This is a genomic window from Micromonospora sp. WMMD730, assembly GCF_049178955.1.
Lineage (GTDB): Bacteria > Actinomycetota > Actinomycetes > Mycobacteriales > Micromonosporaceae > Micromonospora > Micromonospora wenchangensis.
Genome location: NZ_JBMHML010000002.1, coordinates 6,115,664 through 6,137,233, shown reverse-complemented (window position 1 = coordinate 6,137,233; position 21,570 = coordinate 6,115,664). Strand labels below are relative to the sequence as shown.

Genomic DNA, 21,570 nt, shown 5'->3' with positions numbered 1-21,570 from the left:
TACGGGGCGCGGTCGGTGCCGAGAGCGGTGGTCAGCTCTCACCGTGCTCGTGGCGGTGACCCTTGGTGGCGCAGTCCTGTCGGATGCGGGCGAGGTGGTGGGTCATGCGGGCGGTGGTGGGGTTTCCGGGGTACTCACGGCGCTGCGTGGCGATGGTGTCGGCGAGAAGGTCCTGGGCGGCTTGGCAGTGGCCGAGGTCGTGCAGGACGAGGGCTGTTGTGGCGTGAACGGCGAGGGTGCGGTGGCCGCGTGGGCCGTCGCTGCTCGCGAAGTGCTCGCCGAGCTGCCGATAAAGGTGGTAGGCGCGCTGATGGTGACCGGCACTGCGGTGAGCGGCGGCGAACAGGTGCAGGGCGTGCAGACTGCGCCGGTGCGTGGGGCCGTACAGGTGGTTGGCGCTGTGGTGGGCGTACCCGGCCCAGCGAATGGCGGTATCGAGCTCGCCGAGCCGCAGGTTCAGTGCGGCAAGAAGAGTGCCGGCTTCGGCATGCACCGCATGGGGTGCGGCGGTCGCGGGGTCGATGCCAGTGAGGCTGCCGTGCAGGAGTTGCCGGGCACGTAGGGGATCGCGGGCGGCGAGGTCGCGGGCAGCGGCGACACGCTTCGCGCGTTCGGTCTCCCAGCGGTTTGGGCTGGCCAACGGTGCCGCGCGCCAGGTCAGAGTCATATCGTGAGCGGCGGCGCCGACGGTGACACAGGTCAGAATGCGGTGAGCGTGCATGGCGGCCAGGTGTGGGCGTGCCGGTGTCCCTGCGGGGAGAGGGACGATCCGTGGCGCGTGTCGCAGGACCGCTCGACCGACATGATCGGCGATGACGACGGCGTCGAGTGGCTTGGGCCAGCAGTCGTTTCCGCAGAGGTACGCCGGTGCCGCGGCGGCCGTCTCAGCCAGAGCCACCGCTTGATGGCAGAACTTGCAGCGCAGGAGTCCGGGGACCAGGTAGTCGTGCCGCGGTCCGGTGCCGTCCGCCCCTCGGTCCGCCTGCTGCGCCTGCGGAGCCGTGGCCTTGGTGACCCATTTCTGCACGATGCGGGGATCGAGGTCCATCTGGCGGGCGACAGTGGTGACGGCGCCGTAGGCCTTGACGATGCGGGCGTCGGCGACGCGCTGGACGACAGCGTCAACGAGGTCGGGCGGGTATCTGCTGGGGAAGGCCATGATCTGTCCTATGCGGTGGACGGGTTAGGCGTGCTGGTCATGCCAGCGGTCACCGATCGGGCGCGCGGAGTTGGTCGGCATGGTTCTGCTGGCGTGGTGTGGGTTGCGGCGCATGGGGTGCAGGCTCGGCCCGTTCGGCACGGTGAGGGGCGGGCGAAGCGTGTACCCGTAGCGGGTGAGCAGGCGTTCCGCTTCGGCGGGGACGGTGGTCCAGGAGGGCAGGTCGATGCGGTCGAGGCGGGCGCGGTGATGGCTGAGCAGGGCGCTGCCGCAGCCGGTCTTCTGCCGCGTTGGGGATACGGCGAGCAGCGCCAGGTGGTAGTGCGGTTCGGTGGGCTGCTGCTGTGCGATCAGGCCCTCAAGGGCGGTGAAGCGCTCAGCGTGTGCTCCGGCGGCCTCCACGAGGCGGGTCGGGTAGTTGGCCGGTGGTGGGATCGGTCGGTAGCGGTGAAAGCCGACGATGGCGGCGGTGAGGTCGTCAGTGAGGTGTACGTCGCCGAAGACCATCGCGTGTTCCACCCACACCGCCACGACGTCGGTCAGCACCCGGCGGCGCTGCGCCGCGTCCGGTACGAGCCAGCCGGCGAGCGGGCTGGGGTGCAGCGTGTCGGTGATCAACGCGGCGACGGTCTGTCTGTCTGTCCAGCGGGCTGCGCGGATACGAATGCTGGAGTCCACGGTGTTGTCGTCCCTCGCGGCGGATTATCGGTAGGTGGCGGTGGCGAGGTCACCGATCGCGGCGTCGACGGCGGCGGTGATTTCCCGGACGGGGCGGTGGTGCTGGGCGGCGATGGTCTTCAGATGGGCGGTGAGGGTGGCGGTGTCGTCGTCGAGGTAGAGGTGGTCGGCGAGGCCGAGGACGGCGACGAGTCCGGCGAGGGCGGCGGTGTGGTTGTCCGGTTGTTCGCGGCCGGCGGCGAGGTAGCGCAGGCGGGCGCGGGCGATGACGGCCCATTTGGTGTCGGTGGCGAGGTAGGCGTCGGCGCGGACCAGGCCGCCGAGGCGGCGGCGGGCGGTGTGGCGCAGGATCCCAGCGGCGACGAGTCCGGCGCGGGTGCGCTCATACAGGTCGTCGGCGAAGCTACGCAGAAATGCCTTCACCGTCGGAGTCGCACGGGAGTAGCGGATCGCGGCGAGGGCAGTGTCGGCAATCAGGTCACCGACCGGCTGGTCGGAGTTCAGGCGTAGCCACCAGTCCGCAGCCGGATGCTCGGCGTAGGAGTCGAGGGTGATCCGTCCGGCGAGAAACAGGTCGATCAGCACTGCGCCGGCCATGCCGAGGGCCAAGGCTTGGCGGTGCAGGTGCGGCTGGCCGGTGTCGTCGTGGTGCCCGAGCAGGAACAGCTCGTCGCGCAGCGACAGGTGGGGTATCGACGCGGTCATCCCAGGCCCCTATCCCTGCACGGCGGCAAGGGCCCGCAGCCGGGCGTGCGCGTCGCGGTAGGCAGCCTGCCGCTGCGGGAGCACGGCTTTGTCGATGGCCGCCAGAACGGTGTAGTTGGGGTCGCAGACGTTGCCGATGGGCGCTCGCCCGGCCTGCGAGATGAGCTGATAGGCGTCCAGCGTGTGCAGGCCGCACAGGTCGACGGTCCAGCCGGTGAGGTCCTGGTGGGCCATGCGGTAGGCGTCCTCCAGCGGGCGGGCGCAGCCGACCGACATGATCGCCGTGTCGGTTTCCAGACGCGGCCAGGCGGTGTCGGTACCCTTGATGACCTCGACGGCGAGGGTGGTGACGGTGGCGATCTCCACGCCGACACCGCAGACTTCGCCGTGGCCTTGGCGGGCGTGTCCGTCGCCGAGGGCGAGCATCGCCCCGTGCACGTTCACTCCGAGATACAGGGTGGTCCCGGCGCGCAGTTCCGGGGTGTCGAGGTTCCCGCCGTAGTAGTCCGGGACGATCGTGGACCGGGACTCCATGCCACCTGGGGCGACGCCGATGGTGCCGATCATCGGATCCAGCGGCAGCTCGACCATGTGGTCACTGGCGGTGGCCCGGTACCGGACGACGCCCGCGTGCCCGTCGATGTCGTACACCCACACCCGCTCGTCCAGCGGCGGCTGCAGGGTGGCGGTGTGCGAGGTCGACGTGAGTGCCCCGAAGTAGGGGAACGTCGCCGACACACCCCAGTCGCGGGCCGGCTCGATCGACAGCAGATGCACGGCGAGGGTGTCGCCGGGCTCGGCGTCCTCGACGAAGAACGGCCCCGACACCGGGTTCAGGTACGGCATCTGACACACCTGCGACGGCAGGTCCGCAGGCCCCCGCACCAGGCCGCCGAAGCAGTCCTCGGTGTGCACGGTGAGCAGGTCGCCGGAGCGGACGTGGGCCACCGGCAGTCGTCCACCGAAGGTGTAGGCCAACTCGTCACGGGCGGGACGGTAGGTGAAGTGACTCATCGCGATCACACCCGCTCCATGTCACGCCCGACGGCCTGGGTGGGGGCCAGGCCGGACAACACCGGCCGGCGGCCGGTCAGGTACAGGCCGGCCAGGACCAGCACGCCGAGGCCCAGCCAGGCCAGGCCGAGGCGCTGGGCGGCGATGTTGGCGTTCACCACCACGTAGGCGAGGATCACGAACCCAATTCCGGGCATGAGCAGGTGCGCGAACCAGTTGCCGCTGCGCCGGCGGATCAGGTGGTGCACAACCACGGAGACGTGCAGGACCAGGAACGCCACCATCGCCCCGAAGTTGATCAGCGACGACAACAGCATGATCCCATCCGCCCGCGTCGCCATGTACAAGCCCAGGGCGAGGGACACGACGCCGGTGAGCAAGGTCGCGTTGATCGGCACGCTGCGGCGCACCGACACCTTCGCCAGGAACGCGGGGAGTTGCCGGTCGCGGGCCATCGCGTACAGCAGCCGAGACGTGGCGACCTGCGCGACCATCGAGTTCGGCAGCCCCCACGCGATCGCCGTCGCCACCGCGCACACCGTCGCCAGCCAGCCTCCGCCGACCACCGCGGCGGCGTCGTAGAAGGCGGTGCCGTTCACGTCGCCCTCGGCCAGCAGCCCGACGGGGTTGGGCACGAGCATCGCCGCCAACCACGTCTGCGCGATGAACAACACCCCGGCCAGGACGAGCACGGCCGCCATCGCCCGGCCGATCTGCCGGGCGCCGTCACGGGTCTCCTCCGCCAACATGGAGATGCCGTCGAAGCCCAGGAACGACAGCACCGCGATCGACACCGCCCCCGCGACGAGGGACCAGGTGAAGGTGTCGGCGTTGTAGAACGCATCCCAGCTGAACCGGCCGCTGCCCGTTGCGAGGGCCCAACCGGCGACGGCGAGGAAGATCGCCAGGACGATCAGCTCGCCGACGAGCATCACCCGGGTCACCATCGCGGTCATCCGGATCCCCACCGAGTTGACGACCGTGTTGACCGCGACGAACCCGAGCAACCACAGCCACACCGGCACCGCGGGCACGGTGGAGTGCATCGCCACCGACGCCACCAGGTACAGCAGACCGGGCACGAGCACGTAGTCGAGCAGGATCACCCAGCCGGCGAGGAACCCGACCGGCGGGCTGATGCCCCGACCGGCGTAGTTGTAGACGCTGCCCGACATGGGGAACGCCTTGACCATCTGCGCGTACGAGAACGCGGTGAACACCAGCGCCACCACACCGATGGCATAGGCGAGGGCCACCATGCCGCCAGAGCCCGCGTAGACGCTGCCGAAGATCGCCATCGGCGCGATCGGCACCATGTACACCAGGCCGTACGCCAACAGGTCCCGAAACCGCAGCTGGCGGCTGAGTTCCTGCCGATATCCGTAGCGGGCCAGGTCGTTCGAGGTTGTCATCGGTAATCCTCACGAGGATGAGAAGCGTGAGCAGGGGGTGGAGAGACGCCTGCCGGGTGGTCGTCGTCAGCGACCCGACGGCGAACGGGCATCCGCGGTTGACGTTGCTATGGCAGCCACTCCACTCGTCACTGGTGGTGGCTACATCCGGACCGACGGTGATCCGGCTCAGCAAGCTTGCCAAGCGCATCTACGTGAGTGGATCCCCAGTGGTGGTGAGATTTTTCCCCACCCGCGCACGCCCAAGAACTGCGGATACTTTGATCAATTACCGGCGAGCTACCCACCCTGGGGCCGCTGGCCTCGTCGCGCCCCGTACCGATTCCGATGAGAGGGGCGATACCGTGCGACAAGAGGCCGCACGCAGGGGGTGACCGCGATGGCAAGGACGACGGGCACCAAGGCGCAGCGTGATCATGTACGCCAGACACTGGCCGGTTTCGGAGTGACCCCGCCCGCCATCGCTGCCGAGCTGCAGCGCCGCTTCGGGCTACGCCCCCGAGATGCCTTCCGCCAAGCCCATGGTTGGACCCAGGACGCGGTAGCCGAGCGGTTGAACGCCAAGGGAAACGGTTCGGCGACGTTCACCGGGGCGCGGATCAGCGACTACGAGCGGTGGCCCTTCGGCGGTCGTAGGCCCACCTTGGCCGCCTTGAACGCACTGGCGCAGGTCTTCGGGACCGGACCGAGCAGTCTGGTCGACCTCGATGACCTGACCGCTATGCCGGAAGCAGACCGAGAGGCGCTGAGCGGCAGGAACGCCGCCCCGATGCCTGCGCCATCGATCGCATCCTCAGCACCGCCCGGCGCGATGGCTGAGCCTCTGCGGTGGGACCTCGGCGCTCTGCAGGACGAGACGGAACTGGTGATAGCGGTGGCAGAACGTACGGCGAGCTTCGGCACATGGGCGCAAGCCTCCAACGTCGGGCCCTTCACCCTCGACGATGTCGCTGCCTCCACCCGCAGGATCGCCATCGACTACCTGACCGAGCCGCCCGTCGTCGTCTACGCGCGGGCCGGGCTCCTGGCTGACCGTGTTTTCCGCCTTCTGCAGACCGGGCGTCAGAACCCTGATCAGTCTCGGGAGCTCTACACCTGGGCGGGCTACCTCTGCACGCTGCTCGCCTGGATGGCCGGCGATCTCGGCCACCCGGCCGCGGCCGAGTCCCAGGCACGCACCGCGTGGATGTGCGCCGAGACCGTCCGCGACAACACCCTCCGCGCCTGGGTTCTCTCGACGATCAGCAAGACCCACCTGTGGGAGCGGCGGTTCGAAGACGCAGCCAACGCCGCCGCGCGCGGCTTCGGCCATGCCGCCGAGGGCAGCGCGGCGGTCATGCTGGCTTGCCAGGAAGCGGACGCGTGGGCGGAGATCGGCGCCGTCGAGCCGGCACGGGCAGCACTGCAACGGGCCGAAGAGGCCCGCCAACAGGCAAGCCGCGACCCGGTGGGTGGCCTCCTCGCCTGCGGCACGGTACGCCAACACAACTACGCTGGTTCAGTGCTTCTCCGCATCGGCGATGCCGCCAACGCCATTCAGCACGCCGAGCACGCACTTACGGAAGCCGCCGCGGACCCCTCGGTCGCGTACGGCACGCTCGCCCAGATCCGCATTTGGGCGGCTGCGGCACATCTCAAATCCGGCAGCCTCGACGGCGCGGTCTCGGTCCTGTCACCAGTGCTCGCTCTGCCAACCGAACAGCGGCTCGACCCGCTGGTGCACCGCCTGCGTGGCGTCGGGCGCAACATCGCCGGCAACCCGTCACTGCGCGCGAGCATCGAGGCCCGCAATGTCCAAGCAGCCATCACCGAGTTCTGCGCCACCGGCGCCGCCCGGCAACTTCCCTGAACCTGGAGAACCCATGGCAGTCCCGCACGCCACCGATATCCGTGATCACTGGTACTGGCGACCGGGTTGGGGCATCGGCTCCCGCTTCTACACCTGGCACATCACCTTCGACGGGCAGCCCGAGGTCGAGAAGCTCGCTGACCAGTACCGGTCCCTACTGTCCTCGCAGCCCAGCCTCGACGTCATTCCGAACCGATGGCTTCACCTCACCATGCAGGGCATCGGCTTCGTCCAAGAGGTCGCCGCCGACGACGTCGACGCCATCGTGGCAGCCGCCACCGACCGGTGCTCGCGCCTGTCACCATTCGAGCTCACCATCGGCACCCCCCACGTCGATCCCGAGTCCATCCAGATCGCCGTCGACCCGATCGAGCCGGTGCGGCAACTCCGCGCCGCCATCCGTGCCGCCATCGCCGACGTCTGGGGCCAGGACCGCGTGCCCGAGGCCGCCGAGCCATACAACCCTCACCTCAGCTTGGCCTACACCAACACCGACGGTCCCGCGGCGCCGCTCATCGAGGCGCTTTCCTCCGCGCCGAAGATCAGCGCCGGCGCGCTGATTACCTCGTGCCAGCTCATCGTCCTTAATCGGGACGAGGGCATGTACGTATGGGAGCCGTATGCCACGGTAGAACTCGGTTCCTGAATCCTGTTCAACTTCCGCCATGTCACCCCCTGGTGATCGCCAGGCTCATGTTTCCTTGCTCCGCACCTTGTCGCGGACGGCAGGGGTTGCCGTCTTCGAAGGGTGCTCACTCGGCCGGCGTTCGGGTGAAGGAGGCTGCGCCCGCCCCGAGGCAGGGCGGGCGCAGGTCACGCGGCGCGTGGCGGGGCAGGTTGGTGAATGCGGAGCAGGCGGGCGAGGGTGGCGGCTTGGTCGACGGTCGGGAGGCCGGCTTCAGCGGCCAAGGCTTGGATCTCAGTCTCGGTGGCGGGGTCGGTCAGGTAACGGGCCATCGACAGCGTCCCCGGCAGGAGAGGAGCGTCCGCTCCCGCGGGGTGGGCGGTCGGGGCCTCACCGCCGGTTGTCCGCGTGGGCGGGGTCGGCGGCGACGGGTGTGGTGTGTTCGCGCGTGATGGCTGGTCACGGCGTGTGGCCATGTCCCTCCCAGGACGGCTCGTGGCGTGAGGTCGACGTGTGGGGCCATGGGCATCTCCTTCTCGGTTGGTGGAAACTCGCTGAAGATCGATCGCCGGGTTTCGCCGGCGGGAGTCGACGGCGGTTCGGCGTCGGTGAGGGGCCGCGGACTGTAACTCCGGTGGCCGTGGAAGTGAAGACGTGCGCCACTCACAGCAACTCACGGAGCCGAGTCGCTCGCGTAAGTAGCGGTCGAGGTCTGTCTGTCGCCGAGTGGTGCCGCTGACAGCGGTTGACAGCTCGTGAGCCCTGCTGCCCGCGCCACACGACGTTCGGTCCGGTCCGGCTTTGCCCGTGAGTGCCGCGCACGGTGGGCGACGATCGCCGCGCCAGAGGTTGGGGCGGATATGGTGGACCCGGTCGGCGTGTGGGGCGGCCAGGCCGCCAGCACGCGCCGCCCGCTCCGCCCCGACCCCATCAGGCGGCCCGGCCGTCCTGGTCGGGCGCGGTGTGGGTGGAGAACTCGTCGTCGTGGTCGGTGTCGGTGTAGGGCAGGTCGATGAGTCGGTGACGACCGCCGTGTGCGGCGAGTTGCCAGACCTGGTCGGCGGGGCTGACGTCGAGCGCGGTGCGCAGTTCGGCGGTGGTGGTGGCGATGACCGCCCTCAGGTCGATGCCGGCGAGGCGGTGGTGCAGGTTGGCCTCCCGTCGTGCGGAGGGCAGGTGGAACAGCACCGGCCATGCCCAGGTGCTCATGACGTACAGCCGTTCGTACTTGGCGATCTTGTCGATGAGGACCCGCAGGTGTTCGCCGCTGGTGTCGTACTCGAGGAAGAACGGCACGGAGCGTCCGTGCTCGGTCCACACCCCGGCGCCGTCGGGGCGGGGGAACCCGGTCGCTCCGGCGGTGATGATCTGGGGGTCGCCGCCTTTTCGGTAGAGGGTGCCGGGTTCGTGGTAGGTGGATGCGGGCTGCCAGCGGGTCAGCTCGGTGTCGGGGTGGGTGCGGGCGTGGGCGGCGAGGTCGGTGAAGACCTGGTTGCCGCCGAGCAGGTGCGGCAGGTCCGGTCGGCGGGTGAGGGAGTGTTTGCGGCGGCGGGCCTGGTCCCGGCGTGGTCGTCCGAGTCCGCGTTGGGCGTGGACGTGGTCGTAGCCGAGTTGGTCCAGGACGTAGTGGTAGGGGTAGGAGCCGCCGTAGGCCCGGTTGGGTCGGAACCGGTCGACTGCCCGCAGGAGGGTGAGGCGGCGTAGGCGGCGTTGGGTGAAGTCCAGGGATGGGAACAGGGCGGTGGCGATCTGGTCGGTGGTGAGGACGCCGTGGTCGTAGAGCCAGTCGAGGAGCTGGTCGTCGCGGGCGGTGATGCTGGCTTGCAGCCGCAGCAGCGGATCCGCGCTGTGTATGGGTTTACGCATGGGCAGCCCCAGGGGGGAGACCCCAGAGTGGAGGGTCTGTCTGGAGCGGCGTCGGAGCACTGAGAGCGGGTTTGACCTGGGCTGTTAGCGGCTGTGAGGGGTCAGATTGGGGGTCAGGATCAAGGCGGACGGTTGAACGGGGATCGGCGCTGACTGCGACACTGCCGGGCACACCCGGTTCGGCGTGATGGTGCGGTGAGAGTGGGTGTGAGTCGGGTCGGTTGCGCTGGTGAGGTTCGCGGTGCGGGGTGATCATCGTTGGTGCTCCAAGGTCAGAGGTGCGGGTGGGTGTGAGATTGGTGCGCCCGCCGCCGCAGGGGGCGGGAGCGGATTGGACAGTTCCGGTCGGCAGGTGTCGGCTCGCGGGCCTGCTGACAGGCGCGCACGCTGGTCTGACAGCGTCGGCTCGGGCTGACAGAAGCCGTGGGTGAGGTTCTGTCACGCGGCCTCCCGAGGTGACAGATCCGTAGTCGGCGGGGTGGTCTCGGCGCGCAGGACGCGCACGAGGGCTGAGGCGGTGGCGTTGGACAGTTGGTGTCCGTCCGCGCGGAGCTGTCGGGCGAGGGCTTTGCGGGACAGGGGTGTCCCTTCGGCGGTGAGGGTGTGGGCGGCGGTCCGGGCGGCCGGGACCAGTGCGGCGACTTCCGGACCGCTGTCGTCGGTCGGTGGTTGGTGGTCCGGGTGGTCCGGGACCGCCGATGGTTGGTCCGCGACGGCGGGGACTACGGTTGCGGAGTCCGGGACCGCGGCGGCGGTGACGCGGACCGGCGGGCGGTTGCCCGGGACCGACGTGTCGACGGTCCGCGGTGGTTCGGGCTCCGTCGGCGCGGGCCGGGCGGTTGAGGTGGGTGGGGTGGGGTCGGCGCGACCGAGGGCGATCTTCACCATCGCCAGGAAACCCAGGGCGGGCAGGGCGGCGGCGATCCAGCCGATCACCGACGCCTCGGCCTCGACGACCTGCGCGGCAAGCGAAAGCAGCACTGCCGCGGTCAGCATGGTGGCGGGGAAGACGATGCTCTTGCCCAAGCGTCGGTTGCGGCGCAGCTCCAGACCGGCGGCGATCGAGGTCAGCTCCAGGACGATCGCGTCGGCCCAGGCCAGCCAGCCCGGCTGGCCGTGCGCGGCGGCGACGTCATGCACGTGGGTGAACGACGCCGCGCCGGCCGCCCCGCCGATCAGCAGCATGATCGCCACTTGGGCGCGGTCCTCCAGCCGCTGCCGCCCCGGCCCCGCCGCAGCGGGCGGGTCGCGGCGTCGCTGGTCATGTGTCGCCAAGGGCCCACCACCTACGGTCGGCTGGCCCGGGTGACACCTGGTGGGGCGTCGTCGCCCAGATGTGGACGACCGGGAGGGCGGCCGTGACGGCCGGGCCCGTAGAGACGATGTTGTCGAGTGAAGTCACGATCTTCTCCAAGGCTGGGGTTGTGGGTTCCAGGTGCGGCACGAGGGCGGGATCGCCCGCGCGGGTCGCGCCTGCCCGCCGGGTACGGGCAGGCGCGACCCTGCCGGGTGACGCCCGGCCGGGCGGACCCCTCACGTGGGCGCGGGGGACGGCGAAGTCACTATGGTTGAGTCAAGGAACACGCCAGACCCCACGCAGGGGCAGGCAGCAGGGCAAGCAGGCGTCGCCGCAGCCCGCACAGCAGGATGTGGTCAACAGCGTGGACACAGGGCGGACGGCCAAGCCGAGCCACAGATGATCAGGACCCACCACCGACAGCGCGCAGGCGCTCAGGTGGCGCGGCGGCTCAACTCGCCGACAGACGATCCTTCATGGGGTCCTCCCATCACTCGACGTACCCCGACAGGGTCGGCACCAGCAACGGCAGGCACCCCCACTCGGGGGTGCCTGCCCGCTGTGTCTGTGGTCGACCGCGCCAGCCGGCGCCGCGGGAACGTCTCTCCATTACGCCCCGGAAACCCGATGGAGTCAACCACCGATTCCAACAGATCAGCCACCGAGTCTTGCCGCCAGTCCGGCTGAGTGCTATGGAAGTCGCCCGCGTCCGTGACGGTCCCTGTCCGTCCACGCGATCGCGGTCGAAAATCTTTCTGTAACGTCTCGCATGCTGGGACGTCGATCTCTGTAGGCGGATGCCGGAACGCGAGCCGGATGGTCATTCTGGCCTCAGCCGCTGGTTCGCAGCCTTCCGTGTTCCGCGGCTGTGGTGGCGCCACGGAGTACGGGTGCAGTGGCGAAGATCGTCGAATGGCGATGGCAGCCGATCCTTGCCGGCCGCTGTCAGAGGCAACCGCTACACTCCCCGGCCGTGGTAAGAGGTCAGTCGACATCAATGCGCCCGGGCGGGGAACACCTCTACGTCCTGCAGTTCGACAACGGGGTCATCAAGGTGGGCCGCACCGGCGACCCCCGCACGCGCCACGAGCGTCACGAGCGAGATTAAGGTCGCTACGGTCTCACCATCAAGCGTCGCTGGGTCTCGGACGAGTGGCAGGGCGCCCAGTGGGGGGAGCAGCAGCTGATCGCCGTCTGCGCCAAGATCGGCAGACGCACGCCGCCGTGCCGCGAGTACTTCTGCGACGTTGCTGTCGGGGTACGAGTCCCAGTACATGGCCGCGTACGCCAGCTATGTACAGAGCAGCCATCGGCACCGGCAAGGGCGTACTGGCGGTCGACAGTGGAGGCGAGGGCTCGCGCCTGAAGCTCGCCGACGCCCTCGGCTCCTGCCGGTAAACAACCGACATGAATCTCATGTAGCGGGGAGCGACCACTCGCAGTCACCCGCACCCGACATGGACAGAGGCGCCACGTAGGCCATGCCGCCGTCTCAGCGGTTCGCGACGGTCACAAGACCGCGACGCCTGCGGCGACGTACCGGTAGGCGATAGCTCGGGAAATTCCGAACCCGATGCCCAGCAGGGGCTTGTCCTCGGCCTCACGGAACCAGACCAAGACCAGAATTGCCTGGTAGAAGCAGGGTCAGCGCACGTGTGACCCGGACTCCGCGCTGAGATCACCTCAATGCGTGCGCCGCCATCGTCCCGACTCGACCTGCCATATCATGCTGGTCAACACCGCACCGCAGTATTGAGCCCCCTGCCGAGTCGCCTAGAAAGTGCGTGTTGGATAATCCGAACAGTCGTGGTTGTCTTCATCGGCGCACGGAGTTCGAAATGATCATGTTTAGCGACGAGGAGTGGGCGGAATGTTCCCGTGGTCTAAAGGATCTTGGACTGCGCGTCGAGGAGATCATCGCGACCTTGTCAAGCGAGGTTGGCGTGACCCCTCATTCGATAACGCATAGGGTCAAAGACAGAAACAGCGCAGCCAGGAAAATTGCCAAGAAGCGCGAAACGAATCCCACGTATGATCTGTCCAGTTTAACTGACGTTCTCGGGGTCCGTGTCATTACATATTTTAGCGATGAGGTAGACCACATCGCGGCGGCCTTAAGTGGCGAATTTATCGTTGATCAGCTGAACTCGATTGATAAGCGGAAGTCGCTTGCGGCGGACCGGTTTGGATATATGTCACTGCACTACGTTCTCGGCCTCAGTCCTGCGCGCGCGACGATGCCCGAGTACCGCCAGCACGCTGATGTTTCATTCGAAGTGCAGATCAGGTCGGTGTTGCAGCACGCCTGGGCGGAAGTGGAGCACGACCTTGGCTATAAGTCTGTCAGGGACGTGCCCAGTATGTATAGGCGCCAGTTTTCACGGCTAGCAGGCACGTTGGAATTGGTGGACGAGCAGTTTTGTGCGTTGCGGAGTGAACTGGCGGGTCCTCGAGCACTTGATGGACCATCAGACGAGGTCGCTCTTACGGATGAGTCGATCTCTTCGGTGTCGCTGGCCGCCTACGTCGAGCGCTCGACATTGCTTCGGTTCAACGAGCGCTTTGCGCGCATTCACGCGGTCGAACTCGGCCCGTTCGAACCGGCGGCCCTTAACCGCCTCGTGGTGAACCTAAATTCACTGGGTGTTCGCTCGGTGGCCGATCTAGAACATCTTTTCTCGAGTCACTTTGAGGCTCTTTACAGACTTATAGAAATGCGTTACCTGCTAGCACGCGATCGGGGGGAAACCCCTGCCGTGACCGTCACAACGCCGCTCTTGTACCTGCTTCTTTTCAAGATTGCGGACATGGGCGAGGCAGAGGGCAGGTCCGCATTCGAGAAAATATGGAAGGCGTCTTCCTATGAGGAATATATGAGATCAGTTTCCTCGGCAATGGAGGGAGAGTGTCGTGCCTAGTCAGAATAGCCTCACGCCTGAACTTCCCCTAGGGCCCGCTCACCACAATCGGCATTCTCGGGTAGCGCCGGTCGTGTCACTTCCGGCCGATGCAGCAATGACAAGCGCATTATTGCCCCCGGACGCACAACTAATTCGTGAGGCCATCTCTGCGCTAATGCAAAGTCCGGATCCGCAGCGACCTGGGCAGGTTATAGGCGGATCAAAGGCTGGCGTCTACGCATTTTATGATTACGATAGGGAACCCATTTATGTTGGCCAGACGGCTGTGGGGTTCGCGATTCGCTTGGGGCGACACCTCATGTCTGGCCGCTCAGATGCCGTGGCGAAGTCAATTCTGGATCCATTCGAGGTCCGCGAAGTAGCGCTTTGGTCGCTACCTCACATTGGCGATATGCCAGCTAGGGAGCGAAAGGCGGCATTGGATCCATATGAGTACACCGTCTTCGAGCGACTAGTGAGTGAAAGCTCGTTCCACGCGCTTCTGAATGAGGGATTCGTTCCGCCGTCAACGATCGTCGATCTTCCTGAGCCTCTCGTCGGGGTAATCGTTCCGGACGAAGTCTTTCCGAATCGCAATCATCCGGACGTCCGCATCGCGCGCCGTGTGCAGACAATGTCACAGCTCGCCAATTTCATCAGTGAGCGGAAAGTCTCGCTGGGGCTGCGAAGGACGCTCGCGACGCAGGCACTAAGACTTGAGGAGATAACCCGGCGACGCCTCAATGCGCTGACGCAGGTGGACCGCCATGATGGATTTGAGCGCGGCGACTTAGAAGCCTTCGAGAAAGAGCCAGACGATTCTCTCTTCTGATTGCACCCTGTGCGGGAGGTAGCGAGGCAATCTCGGCAAGAGCCAGTTTGTCCGTGGTCAACGACAAACCTTGGCTTGACCCGCCATGTAGTGCGATCAGCCGGTTGAAGAAGCGTTCGAATGGCCCGTAGGTAAGGAGGAACGCTCCGTAGCGGATGCTCTGATAGCGGCGGCGGCTGCGACTTCGCGGGGGGTCATCTCGGTGAACAGAGACCAAGTCAGATGGAACCACCAGCTGGTCAGCCAACTCATCCGGCGGCCTCAGCACCGTCCGGGCGCACCGATCTGCCCGCAATCCGTGCGCTACGGAACGTCATGACGAGTTCCGCCGCCCCGCTCGCGGACATGCAGGTAAGCGGACGCCTGGGGTGAGGAGTGGTCCCCGTGGCAGCACCATTCGGTTCTCGCAATGGAGCGCCACGACGATGATCTGTGCAAGGCTGCCGGTCATGGCGCTCTCAACGGCTGTCGAGCCACGTCGCAGATTGCCTTTGACAAGGCTGCGACAATGTATGCGTGAGCGACCTGGGTCCCCTTAATCGGAGTGCCCTAGCCCGTCGGGTTGAAGAACTCCGAGCCGAAGCAAGCAACAATATCGAAGAGCAACACGTTCTATCAAGAGTAATCTTGAAGCAGTTTACTGACGATAGACACCTCCTTCATGCGGTCAGTGTCATCGATCGCAACGCAATGATTCTCATAAAAGGCCCCCGCGGCGTGGGCAAGGTGCCCAACTTCGTACCGCAGGCGTCGAGGTCGGCCGAGGAACTGTGGGGTAGGACCGAGAACCTTATACCGCGAGTTATCAAGCTATGCCAACAGGATCGCCTGCACGACGATCCAGCTGCGGTCGCGGTTGTCCGGGATATTGTGGCGTTGCACTATATCCGTAATCGCGGTCTGTTGACGATTCATAAGCGCGGGTATGAGCAGATCCGGGCGGAGCTGCGGCGGAACGCCCGAAACATGCCAGGATATGAGCAGGGTTTTCGTCGTCAGTTCCGCCGGGCGCTACGTGATGATGAAGACCATGATGCCTATTTTGAGGTGCTAGCCCGAAAGACCGACTCGGATTTCCGTTCCGGCCTGCTGTTCAGGGCGAGTGTAGAGCGTATGTTCATGCGATGTCGTCAGTGGATGGTCGAGAAACCGGTGCAGTTGCTGCATCCGGAGGGCGGAATGTTCCTCATCGGTGATTCGCCGGTGATCTCCGTCGATCACCTCGGCCGACTCGGACCAGAGAATGGCGTAGCAATCGGTAACGCAATTCAGATACTCATGCCGTTGACCCCACGAACGCTGATCGCCTTCGGCCCTTCAGCCACCGGCGTGGTGCCTGCCGAGATCGTGGCGGAGTTGAACACCTTCCAGGTTCGTGCGGCCCACGAATACGTCTTCGTGCACCCCGCCAGTGGTCTTGAAGACTTTGTGCGGACCGTACGGTTCGGCGCAGACGTCGTTGGCGGCGAGTTGAGCAGTGAGTCGCTGTGACTGATCGGTCGTTGGTCACGCTCGCCGGACAGTGAAACTCTGTTGACCAACGAAGCCGCCAGCGAACAACCGTGGACTCGGACATGCCGTAAGCGGTGCGTGCCTGATGCTGCTGGCCGTCGGCCATAAGCGTCCGTATCTGAAGGTCAGCGCGGCGGCGGCTCGCATTTGCCCGACCTCATGTCCTCTCTCCTGGCGTCGTAGGTACAGATCTTGAATGGTCAGGTTCGTCCGATGTGGTCTGTGTGACGACGTTGGGTTGGGGTAGATCGATGGGATGAGGTATCCCGATGGAGGTGGGTTGTCCGCGCGGGGGCGGACCAGGCGTGAGGCGGTACGGCGGCAGGCGGCCGGATGGTTCGCCGAGGACGTGTCGGTGCCGGAGATTGCGCGCCGGCTGCGGGTGTCGCAGACCGCGGTGTACGGCTGGCGCAAGCGGTGGCAGGCCGGTGGTGAGCAGGCTCTGGCCTCGAAGGGGCCTGGTGGGTCTCGGTGCCGGCTGGATGAGGGTCGGCTGCGGCGGCTGGCCGACGCCTTGGAGCAGGGGCCGGCGGCGCACGGGTTCGGCGCCGATCAGCGATGGACCCTGGCGCGGGTGTCGGACCTGATCGCGCGGATGTTCCGCACCCGCTACACCCTGGGCGGCACGGCGAACATTATGTACCGGCTCGGCTAGGTTCTGTCTTGCGGATCATGAGTGTCGCTCGTTAAGCCTGGTATGGCGCGAGGTGATCTGACGAACCACGAGTGGGCTGTGCTGGCACCGTTGTTGCCGGCGCAGCCCGTTCGGGGTGGACGGTGGCGGGACCATCGGCAGATCATCAACGCGATCTGCTGGGTGAAACGCACCGGGTCGCCATGGCGGGACCTTCCCGAACGGTACGGGTCATGGAAGACCGCCCACGGACGGTTCTCCCGGTGGGCGGCTGATGGGACGTGGGCCGGGTTGAAGGCCCACGTCATCGCCCTGGCCGAACTCGATGACGGCATCGTCTGGAACGTGCAGGTCGATGCCACCATCGTGCGTGCCCACCAGCACGCCGCCGGTGCCCGTAAAGGGGGCTGAGCCGGGAGGAGTCGCGGGCAGCGCAGGCCATCGGCCGGTCGCGGGGTGGTCTCACCACGAAGATCCACACCCTGGCCGATGGACGTGGCCGTTCCCTGGCCACCCGGATCACCCCTGGTCAGGCAGCCGACACGCGCCAACTGATCCCGCTGCTGGGCCAGGTCCGGGTGCCCCGTCCCGGTGGGGTGGGCCGGCCTCGTACGAGGCCTGACTCGTTGACCGGTGACAAGGCGTACTCCTCTCGCGCGAACCGGACCGCCTTGCGGGGCAAGGGCATCACCACGGTCATCCCCGAGCCCAACGACCAGATCGCCAACCGGAAGCGGCGGGGGCGACGCGGCGGCCGACCACCGACGTTCGACCCGGTCGCCTACCGGCGCCGCAACCAGGTCGAACGTGGTTTCAACCGGCGTAAGCACTGGCGAGGACTCGCCACCCGCTACGACAAGTTGGCCGCCAACTTCCAGGCCACCCTCGATCTGGTCGAAACCCTCGACTGGCTACGCGCCGTCCCCGACAACCAAGATCCGCGAGACAGAACCTAGTCGGTGCAGGTCCCCGCGCATCGTGCGGTCGAGCGGGACGAGGCGGCGATCACCACCTGGCGGCGGGAGACGTGGCCGGCGGGAACACGGTAGCGGCGCAGCATCAGGCGTGGCTGGTCTTCGAAGACGAGGCCGGTCAGACGCTGCGCCCACCGAAGGCACGCACCTGGGGACGACGCGGACACACCCCGGTCGTCCCGGTCACCGGCAAAGGATCCGGCCGCGTCTCGATCGCCGGGCTGACCTGTTACCGGCCCGGACAGCGGTCCCGGTTCATCTACCGCACGATCGTGCACCGCGGCCGCAAGAACGAACGGCGCAGCTTCAGCGAACGCGACTAATCGCCCTGCTGGATGCCGCCCACCAGCAGCTCGACGGGCCGATCGTGTGCGTCTGGGACAACCTGAACACCCACGTCTCCGCCGCCGTGCGGCAGATGATCGACGCCCGGGACTGGCTGACCGTCATCCGGCTACCCGCCTACGCCCCGGACCTCAACCCCACCGAAGCCGTCTGGTCACACCTCAAACGCAGCATCGGCAACCTCGCCGTCACCGGCGTCGACCACCTCCAGGCGATCATCAAGAACCGACTCAAGAGCATCCAGTACCGCACCGACCTACTCGACGGCTTCCTCGCCCACACCGGCCTGACCCTCGAACCCGACACAACCTGACCATTCAAGATCTGTAGCACGCGGCAAGGGGGCCGACGTGATGCGACAGGCGCCGTGTGGTCAGACTCATCGGCTTCCCGGCCGGTACCGATCTTGGATCGAGTCGTGGCACTCTCCCACGTCTACAGAGAGGACCTACCGTGCCGGTCATCGCACATCGCGTGGTGCTACGCGCCTGGCGACACAAGAACCAGGCCGACAAGATCCATTTTGTCGTGGCGCGAGCCGATGGCAGCACGCGCCGACTATGGGTTGGCAAGGATCATTTCATGTACGAGATCCTTGACAGCCACCTACTCGCGATGGGCTACACCGGCCCTGCGAGCGGACGGACCGATCCCGAGGAGACGCAGGATGACACCGAGGCGGCAGGCTAGCGAGCGGCTGCATCGGCCTGACCGGAACGACGCGCTCGGGCGTGGACTCACCGCGAATTCGCGGCACGCCCGTTGTCGCATGCGGTAGCTGCTGTCGCGGCAGTCGACCACGACCGCAGCCAGATCCACGCACGTAGGTATCCGCTCATGCCGCGATCCGGGCGCCGACCGACGTCAGTGGTCATCCAGCGTGAGCAGCGGCTTGAAGGTCACTGGGTCAGCAGGCGGCCGACGGGGCCGAAGCGGCAGACCTCCCGGGGGTACGTACGTCTCGTACCTGGTTCTGCACCGAAGCCCGTACGCCGACACGTGCCCTTCAGCATCGCGTGTCAGCAGGCCCGGCAGGCGCACCTCACCACGTGCCCCGACTGCCAAGGGGTGTGGCCGCGCCGATGCGGATGGCTACGCGACGGCGCTCCTCACAGGTGACCAGCGCGGGAGGGTTGCCGAACGGCTGACGGGACGCGTCACCTCAAGTGGTGACCGGGTCGCGAACCAGCCGGCGAAATCGCGCTGGGAAGACCCGGCCACCGTCGCGCGCCCCCGGGCTGGTCGGGTACGTGAGGCGCTCGTTCGGGAAGACCGTGCGAGGGCCATCGCGCGGCGGGCAGCGCGCGCGGCGGCGCACATGCCCCGCTGCCCGGCACACTGTAGATTCCGGCAGTTGCCGCGCTCGTTCGGTTGGTGCGCGGCGGCGACATCGAAGGCGAGCCGCCACAACAGCGGATCGATCACATCATCGGGCAGGGCGGCGAGAGCACTGAGTCGTTCGCGGGGCACGGCGAGGAACCTTCCGTCGACGGGTCACGCCGCCCCGCCCGATCACGGCGGGACGACGGACACGATCGACGCTCACCTCTGCCTGAAGGTCAAGTCGTCAGGCCACCCGCTGGTCCTGCGGGCCGAACTTCCACCGCCAGCCGAGGCGGTGGCGGCCGAACGTGCGGCGTTCGCCTTTGAACCCGGCGCGCAGGAGCTTGATGTCAGCGACGAGGCGGATGATTTCTCGCTTGACCGCGACATCGTCATCGAGTTCCTGCCACGCTGCCACAGCCTGGTCCCCGATGCGTCCGCGCAGCACGGCGGGGATCCCGGCGTCGGCGGCGCGTTGCTCGTACTCGGCGATCTGCGTCAGCAGGCCCTTCTCTGCGCGGGCGTAGGCGATGGCGGTGACCTCGCCCTCCTCTCCGAGCTTGCGCCACTCCTCCAGTTCTCCGCGCAGCCGTTGTGCCTCCGCGCGGGCGTGCGTGACTTCCTCGTCGCTCGCGCTGGCGGCGGTGAGGACGTCGTAGACGTCAGGGCGGGACAGCCACGCCACCACCGCCCGCTGCACGTACTCGTCGAGGAACTCGGCCTTCACCGCCGCGCACCGCTTGTGCAGGCATGAATACACCTGCCCGGTCCAGCCATGGCGGTTCAGCCGCTGCGACGACAACGGCCCGTCGCACACGCCGCATCGCACGATGTATGACAGCAGATGCACGGCACGGCCGGGTCGAGTCGTGGTGCGGGACGGGTCCTGAAGCATCCGCACCACCGCCCAGTACGCCTCCTCGTCCACAAGGGCGGGCCAGATCCCATCGCCGACGATCTCCCCACGAAGCACCCGCTTGCCGATGTAGGCCGGGTTCATCACCTGCTTGCGCAGGATGCCCCGACGCCAGACCCCACCCTGCGAGGCCGGAATCCCGAGCCGATTGAGTTCGGCCTCCCGGACGGTGAGAGGCATGCCTTCGGCGATCTTGCGGAAGTTGTCCCGCACCACCTGAGCGTGCGAATACTCCGTCACCGTCCCGTCCGCCGCCACGGCTTTGCGGATCTCGATGTCCGGCTCCTGCCGCAGCAGCGCCTTGGTGCGCTGATCGTAGATCCGCCGGTACCCATAGGTGACCTTCCCGTGCGGGCGGCCCGCCTCGGCGGCGCCGACGATCCCACGCAGCACGTTGTCCCGGATCGAGTCGGCCATCCACTCCGCCTGCACCGCCTGGAAACCGAGCATCATCCGGTCGTTCTTGTCCCGCAGGTCATACAGCACCCCGCCGACCAACCAGAAGTAGAGACCCACCTCGTGGCACATGTCCCGGATCTTCACGAACACCGCGAGATCCCGTTCCTTGCGGGAGATCTCCCAGACCACCAGCACGTCACCCTTGCCCGCGCGGATCTGCTCGATCAACAACTCGAACTGCTCCCGCTCCTTTGTCGCGCGCCGGCTGGCCGAGCGGTGGTTGTCCGTGAACGACCCCGCGTCGGTCCAGGACCGCTTCGTGACCTCCGCCAGGTTGAGCACACCCTGGTCGTGAACACTCTTGCCCTGCTCCTTCTTGTCCTGACTCGCGCGCTGATACCGCAACGCCCGCACCTCTACGCCACCGGCCAGCAGCGCGTCCTTGCTGTCGAACCGGCCCCGGTTCCCCGACCGGGCCTTCCGCCGTACCATCAGAACCGTCCCCCTAGATCGACGTTCGTGTCGGCAACATCGACCATAGCTTCTAACGATCCTTGACAGTCCCGGTGGAGCAGCCGAGCACCGCCGCGACCTCGTCGACGGACTGGTCCTCCCAGTACCGGAGCACCAGCACGGCCCGCTGGCGCGGCGGCACGGCGGCCAGCGCCTGGAGCAGCACCAGCCGGTTCTCCGGCGAGTCCGGCGGTGCCGGCCGGTCGGTCTGCTCGCCACCCACCCGCTCCCGCCGCCACCAGCCGCGCCGTCGCTCGTCGAGGAAGGTCCGCACCAGGATCTGGCGTACGTAGGCGTCGAGCACCTCGTGCCGGGACACCCGGTTCCAGACCAGGTAGAGCTTCGTGAACGCGGTCTGTACCAGGTCCTCCGCCCGGTGCCAGTCGCCGCAGAGCAGGTACGCGGTGCCGCGCATCGCCTCCGAGCGTGCCGCGAAGTACGCCGCGAACGCCGTGTCGCGATCACCCATCCGGGCCTCCGATCCCCTTGTCGAGATAGTCACGCGGGGTCCGGCACCGGGGGTTGCCCGCCGGGGTGGAGTCGCCGCCCGCCACCCTGACGCCGCTGCCCGGCCCCGGCAGGCAACCGGGCCGGGCAGCGAGGTCCGCCCGGCCCGG

The 21,570-nt window shown here is 67.2% G+C and carries 19 protein-coding genes; 10 read left to right on the top strand and 9 right to left on the bottom strand.

Features of this window, described 5'->3' with window-relative positions:
- Positions 1 to 31: 31 nt before the first annotated feature.
- The 5 genes from ACN265_RS26090 to ACN265_RS26070 all read right to left on the bottom strand — a co-directional run bounded on the left by ACN265_RS26090 (position 32) and on the right by ACN265_RS26070 (position 4,968).
- Positions 32 to 1,159, bottom strand: coding sequence for a hypothetical protein (locus ACN265_RS26090; protein ID WP_358176684.1), 1,128 nt, complete (start codon positions 1,157 to 1,159; stop codon positions 32 to 34).
- A 24-nt stretch (positions 1,160 to 1,183) separates the two neighbouring features.
- Positions 1,184 to 1,777, bottom strand: coding sequence for a GNAT family N-acetyltransferase (locus tag ACN265_RS26085; protein ID WP_235437526.1), 594 nt, complete (start codon positions 1,775 to 1,777; stop codon positions 1,184 to 1,186).
- 84 nt (positions 1,778 to 1,861) lie between these two features.
- Entirely contained in the window at positions 1,862 to 2,542 is a 681-nt protein-coding gene (locus ACN265_RS26080; RefSeq protein WP_047893056.1) for a GOLPH3/VPS74 family protein, read from the bottom strand.
- 9 nt (positions 2,543 to 2,551) lie between these two features.
- Complete coding sequence (locus ACN265_RS26075; protein WP_421411625.1) at positions 2,552 to 3,556, bottom strand: acetamidase/formamidase family protein; 1,005 nt, start codon at positions 3,554 to 3,556, stop codon at positions 2,552 to 2,554.
- Between the two features lie 5 nt (positions 3,557 to 3,561).
- Entirely contained in the window at positions 3,562 to 4,968 is a 1,407-nt protein-coding gene (locus tag ACN265_RS26070; protein WP_421410206.1) for an APC family permease, read from the bottom strand.
- Positions 4,969 to 5,347: 379 nt separating this feature from the next.
- Between ACN265_RS26070 and ACN265_RS26065 the strand changes: the two genes are divergently transcribed.
- Complete coding sequence (locus tag ACN265_RS26065; RefSeq protein ID WP_421410204.1) at positions 5,348 to 6,817, top strand: helix-turn-helix domain-containing protein; 1,470 nt, start codon at positions 5,348 to 5,350, stop codon at positions 6,815 to 6,817.
- 13 nt (positions 6,818 to 6,830) lie between these two features.
- Complete coding sequence (locus ACN265_RS26060; protein WP_421410202.1) at positions 6,831 to 7,463, top strand: 2'-5' RNA ligase family protein; 633 nt, start codon at positions 6,831 to 6,833, stop codon at positions 7,461 to 7,463.
- A 909-nt stretch (positions 7,464 to 8,372) separates the two neighbouring features.
- On the opposite strand, the gene ACN265_RS26055 is transcribed toward ACN265_RS26060, so the two are convergent.
- The gene (locus tag ACN265_RS26055) at positions 8,373 to 9,308 is read right to left on the bottom strand and encodes a replication-relaxation family protein (RefSeq protein ID WP_421410199.1); all 936 of its coding nucleotides are present in this window, start codon (positions 9,306 to 9,308) and stop codon (positions 8,373 to 8,375) included.
- A 438-nt stretch (positions 9,309 to 9,746) separates the two neighbouring features.
- Positions 9,747 to 10,583, bottom strand: a complete 837-nt coding sequence (locus ACN265_RS26050; RefSeq protein WP_421410197.1) for a DUF2637 domain-containing protein — start codon at positions 10,581 to 10,583, stop codon at positions 9,747 to 9,749.
- A 1,860-nt stretch (positions 10,584 to 12,443) separates the two neighbouring features.
- On the opposite strand from ACN265_RS26050, the gene ACN265_RS26045 reads away from it, so the two are divergent.
- The 8 genes from ACN265_RS26045 (at position 12,444) to ACN265_RS26010 (ending at position 18,492) form a co-directional block, all read left to right on the top strand.
- The gene (locus ACN265_RS26045; protein WP_421410194.1) at positions 12,444 to 13,523 is read left to right on the top strand and encodes a GTP pyrophosphokinase; all 1,080 of its coding nucleotides are present in this window, start codon (positions 12,444 to 12,446) and stop codon (positions 13,521 to 13,523) included.
- Between the two features lie 457 nt (positions 13,524 to 13,980).
- Complete coding sequence (locus tag ACN265_RS26040) at positions 13,981 to 14,337, top strand: hypothetical protein (protein WP_421410191.1); 357 nt, start codon at positions 13,981 to 13,983, stop codon at positions 14,335 to 14,337.
- A 516-nt stretch (positions 14,338 to 14,853) separates the two neighbouring features.
- On the top strand, positions 14,854 to 15,828 hold the full coding sequence (locus ACN265_RS26035; RefSeq protein WP_421410189.1) for a DUF4238 domain-containing protein: 975 nt from the start codon (positions 14,854 to 14,856) through the stop codon (positions 15,826 to 15,828).
- A gap of 301 nt (positions 15,829 to 16,129) precedes the next feature.
- Positions 16,130 to 16,504 (top strand): helix-turn-helix domain-containing protein, encoded by a 375-nt coding sequence (locus ACN265_RS26030; protein ID WP_421410187.1) that lies wholly within the window; start codon positions 16,130 to 16,132, stop codon positions 16,502 to 16,504.
- 42 nt (positions 16,505 to 16,546) lie between these two features.
- Positions 16,547 to 17,439, top strand: a protein-coding gene (locus ACN265_RS26025) for an IS5 family transposase (protein WP_421410186.1) whose coding sequence is annotated in 2 segments (ribosomal slippage) — positions 16,547 to 16,891 and positions 16,894 to 17,439 — 891 coding nt in all. Because the reading frame shifts where the segments join, the coding sequence is not laid out codon by codon here.
- Positions 17,440 to 17,510: 71 nt separating this feature from the next.
- On the top strand, positions 17,511 to 17,780 hold the full coding sequence (locus tag ACN265_RS26020; protein ID WP_421411743.1) for a hypothetical protein: 270 nt from the start codon (positions 17,511 to 17,513) through the stop codon (positions 17,778 to 17,780).
- Positions 17,684 to 18,115, top strand: a complete 432-nt coding sequence (locus tag ACN265_RS26015; RefSeq protein ID WP_421411623.1) for a transposase — start codon at positions 17,684 to 17,686, stop codon at positions 18,113 to 18,115. The genes ACN265_RS26020 and ACN265_RS26015 overlap by 97 nt, the downstream gene beginning before the upstream one ends.
- Positions 18,116 to 18,255: 140 nt before the next feature.
- On the top strand, positions 18,256 to 18,492 hold the full coding sequence (locus tag ACN265_RS26010) for a hypothetical protein (protein ID WP_421410184.1): 237 nt from the start codon (positions 18,256 to 18,258) through the stop codon (positions 18,490 to 18,492).
- Between the two features lie 877 nt (positions 18,493 to 19,369).
- Here ACN265_RS26010 and ACN265_RS26005 read toward each other — a convergent pair.
- On the bottom strand, positions 19,370 to 20,932 hold the full coding sequence (locus ACN265_RS26005; protein WP_421410182.1) for a recombinase family protein: 1,563 nt from the start codon (positions 20,930 to 20,932) through the stop codon (positions 19,370 to 19,372).
- A 52-nt stretch (positions 20,933 to 20,984) separates the two neighbouring features.
- Entirely contained in the window at positions 20,985 to 21,422 is a 438-nt protein-coding gene (locus ACN265_RS26000) for a SigE family RNA polymerase sigma factor (RefSeq protein ID WP_421410179.1), read from the bottom strand.
- Between the last annotated feature and the right edge of the window lie 148 nt (positions 21,423 to 21,570).

What these genes read in the sequence shown, in the direction of transcription:
- ACN265_RS26080 (WP_047893056.1), bottom strand. Translation starts at nt 2,542, where the DNA reads ATGACCGCGTCGATACCCCACCTGTCGCTGCGCGACGAGCTGTTCCTG.
- ACN265_RS26075 (WP_421411625.1), bottom strand. Translation starts at nt 3,556, where the DNA reads ATGAGTCACTTCACCTACCGTCCCGCCCGTGACGAGTTGGCCTACACC.
- ACN265_RS26000 (WP_421410179.1), bottom strand. Translation starts at nt 21,422, where the DNA reads ATGGGTGATCGCGACACGGCGTTCGCGGCGTACTTCGCGGCACGCTCG.
- ACN265_RS26045 (WP_421410194.1), top strand. Translation starts at nt 12,444, where the DNA reads ATGATCATGTTTAGCGACGAGGAGTGGGCGGAATGTTCCCGTGGTCTA.
- ACN265_RS26090 (WP_358176684.1), bottom strand. Translation starts at nt 1,159, where the DNA reads ATGGCCTTCCCCAGCAGATACCCGCCCGACCTCGTTGACGCTGTCGTC.
- ACN265_RS26070 (WP_421410206.1), bottom strand. Translation starts at nt 4,968, where the DNA reads ATGACAACCTCGAACGACCTGGCCCGCTACGGATATCGGCAGGAACTC.
- ACN265_RS26060 (WP_421410202.1), top strand. Translation starts at nt 6,831, where the DNA reads ATGGCAGTCCCGCACGCCACCGATATCCGTGATCACTGGTACTGGCGA.
- ACN265_RS26005 (WP_421410182.1), bottom strand. Translation starts at nt 20,932, where the DNA reads ATGGTACGGCGGAAGGCCCGGTCGGGGAACCGGGGCCGGTTCGACAGC.
- ACN265_RS26055 (WP_421410199.1), bottom strand. Translation starts at nt 9,308, where the DNA reads ATGCGTAAACCCATACACAGCGCGGATCCGCTGCTGCGGCTGCAAGCC.
- ACN265_RS26065 (WP_421410204.1), top strand. Translation starts at nt 5,348, where the DNA reads ATGGCAAGGACGACGGGCACCAAGGCGCAGCGTGATCATGTACGCCAG.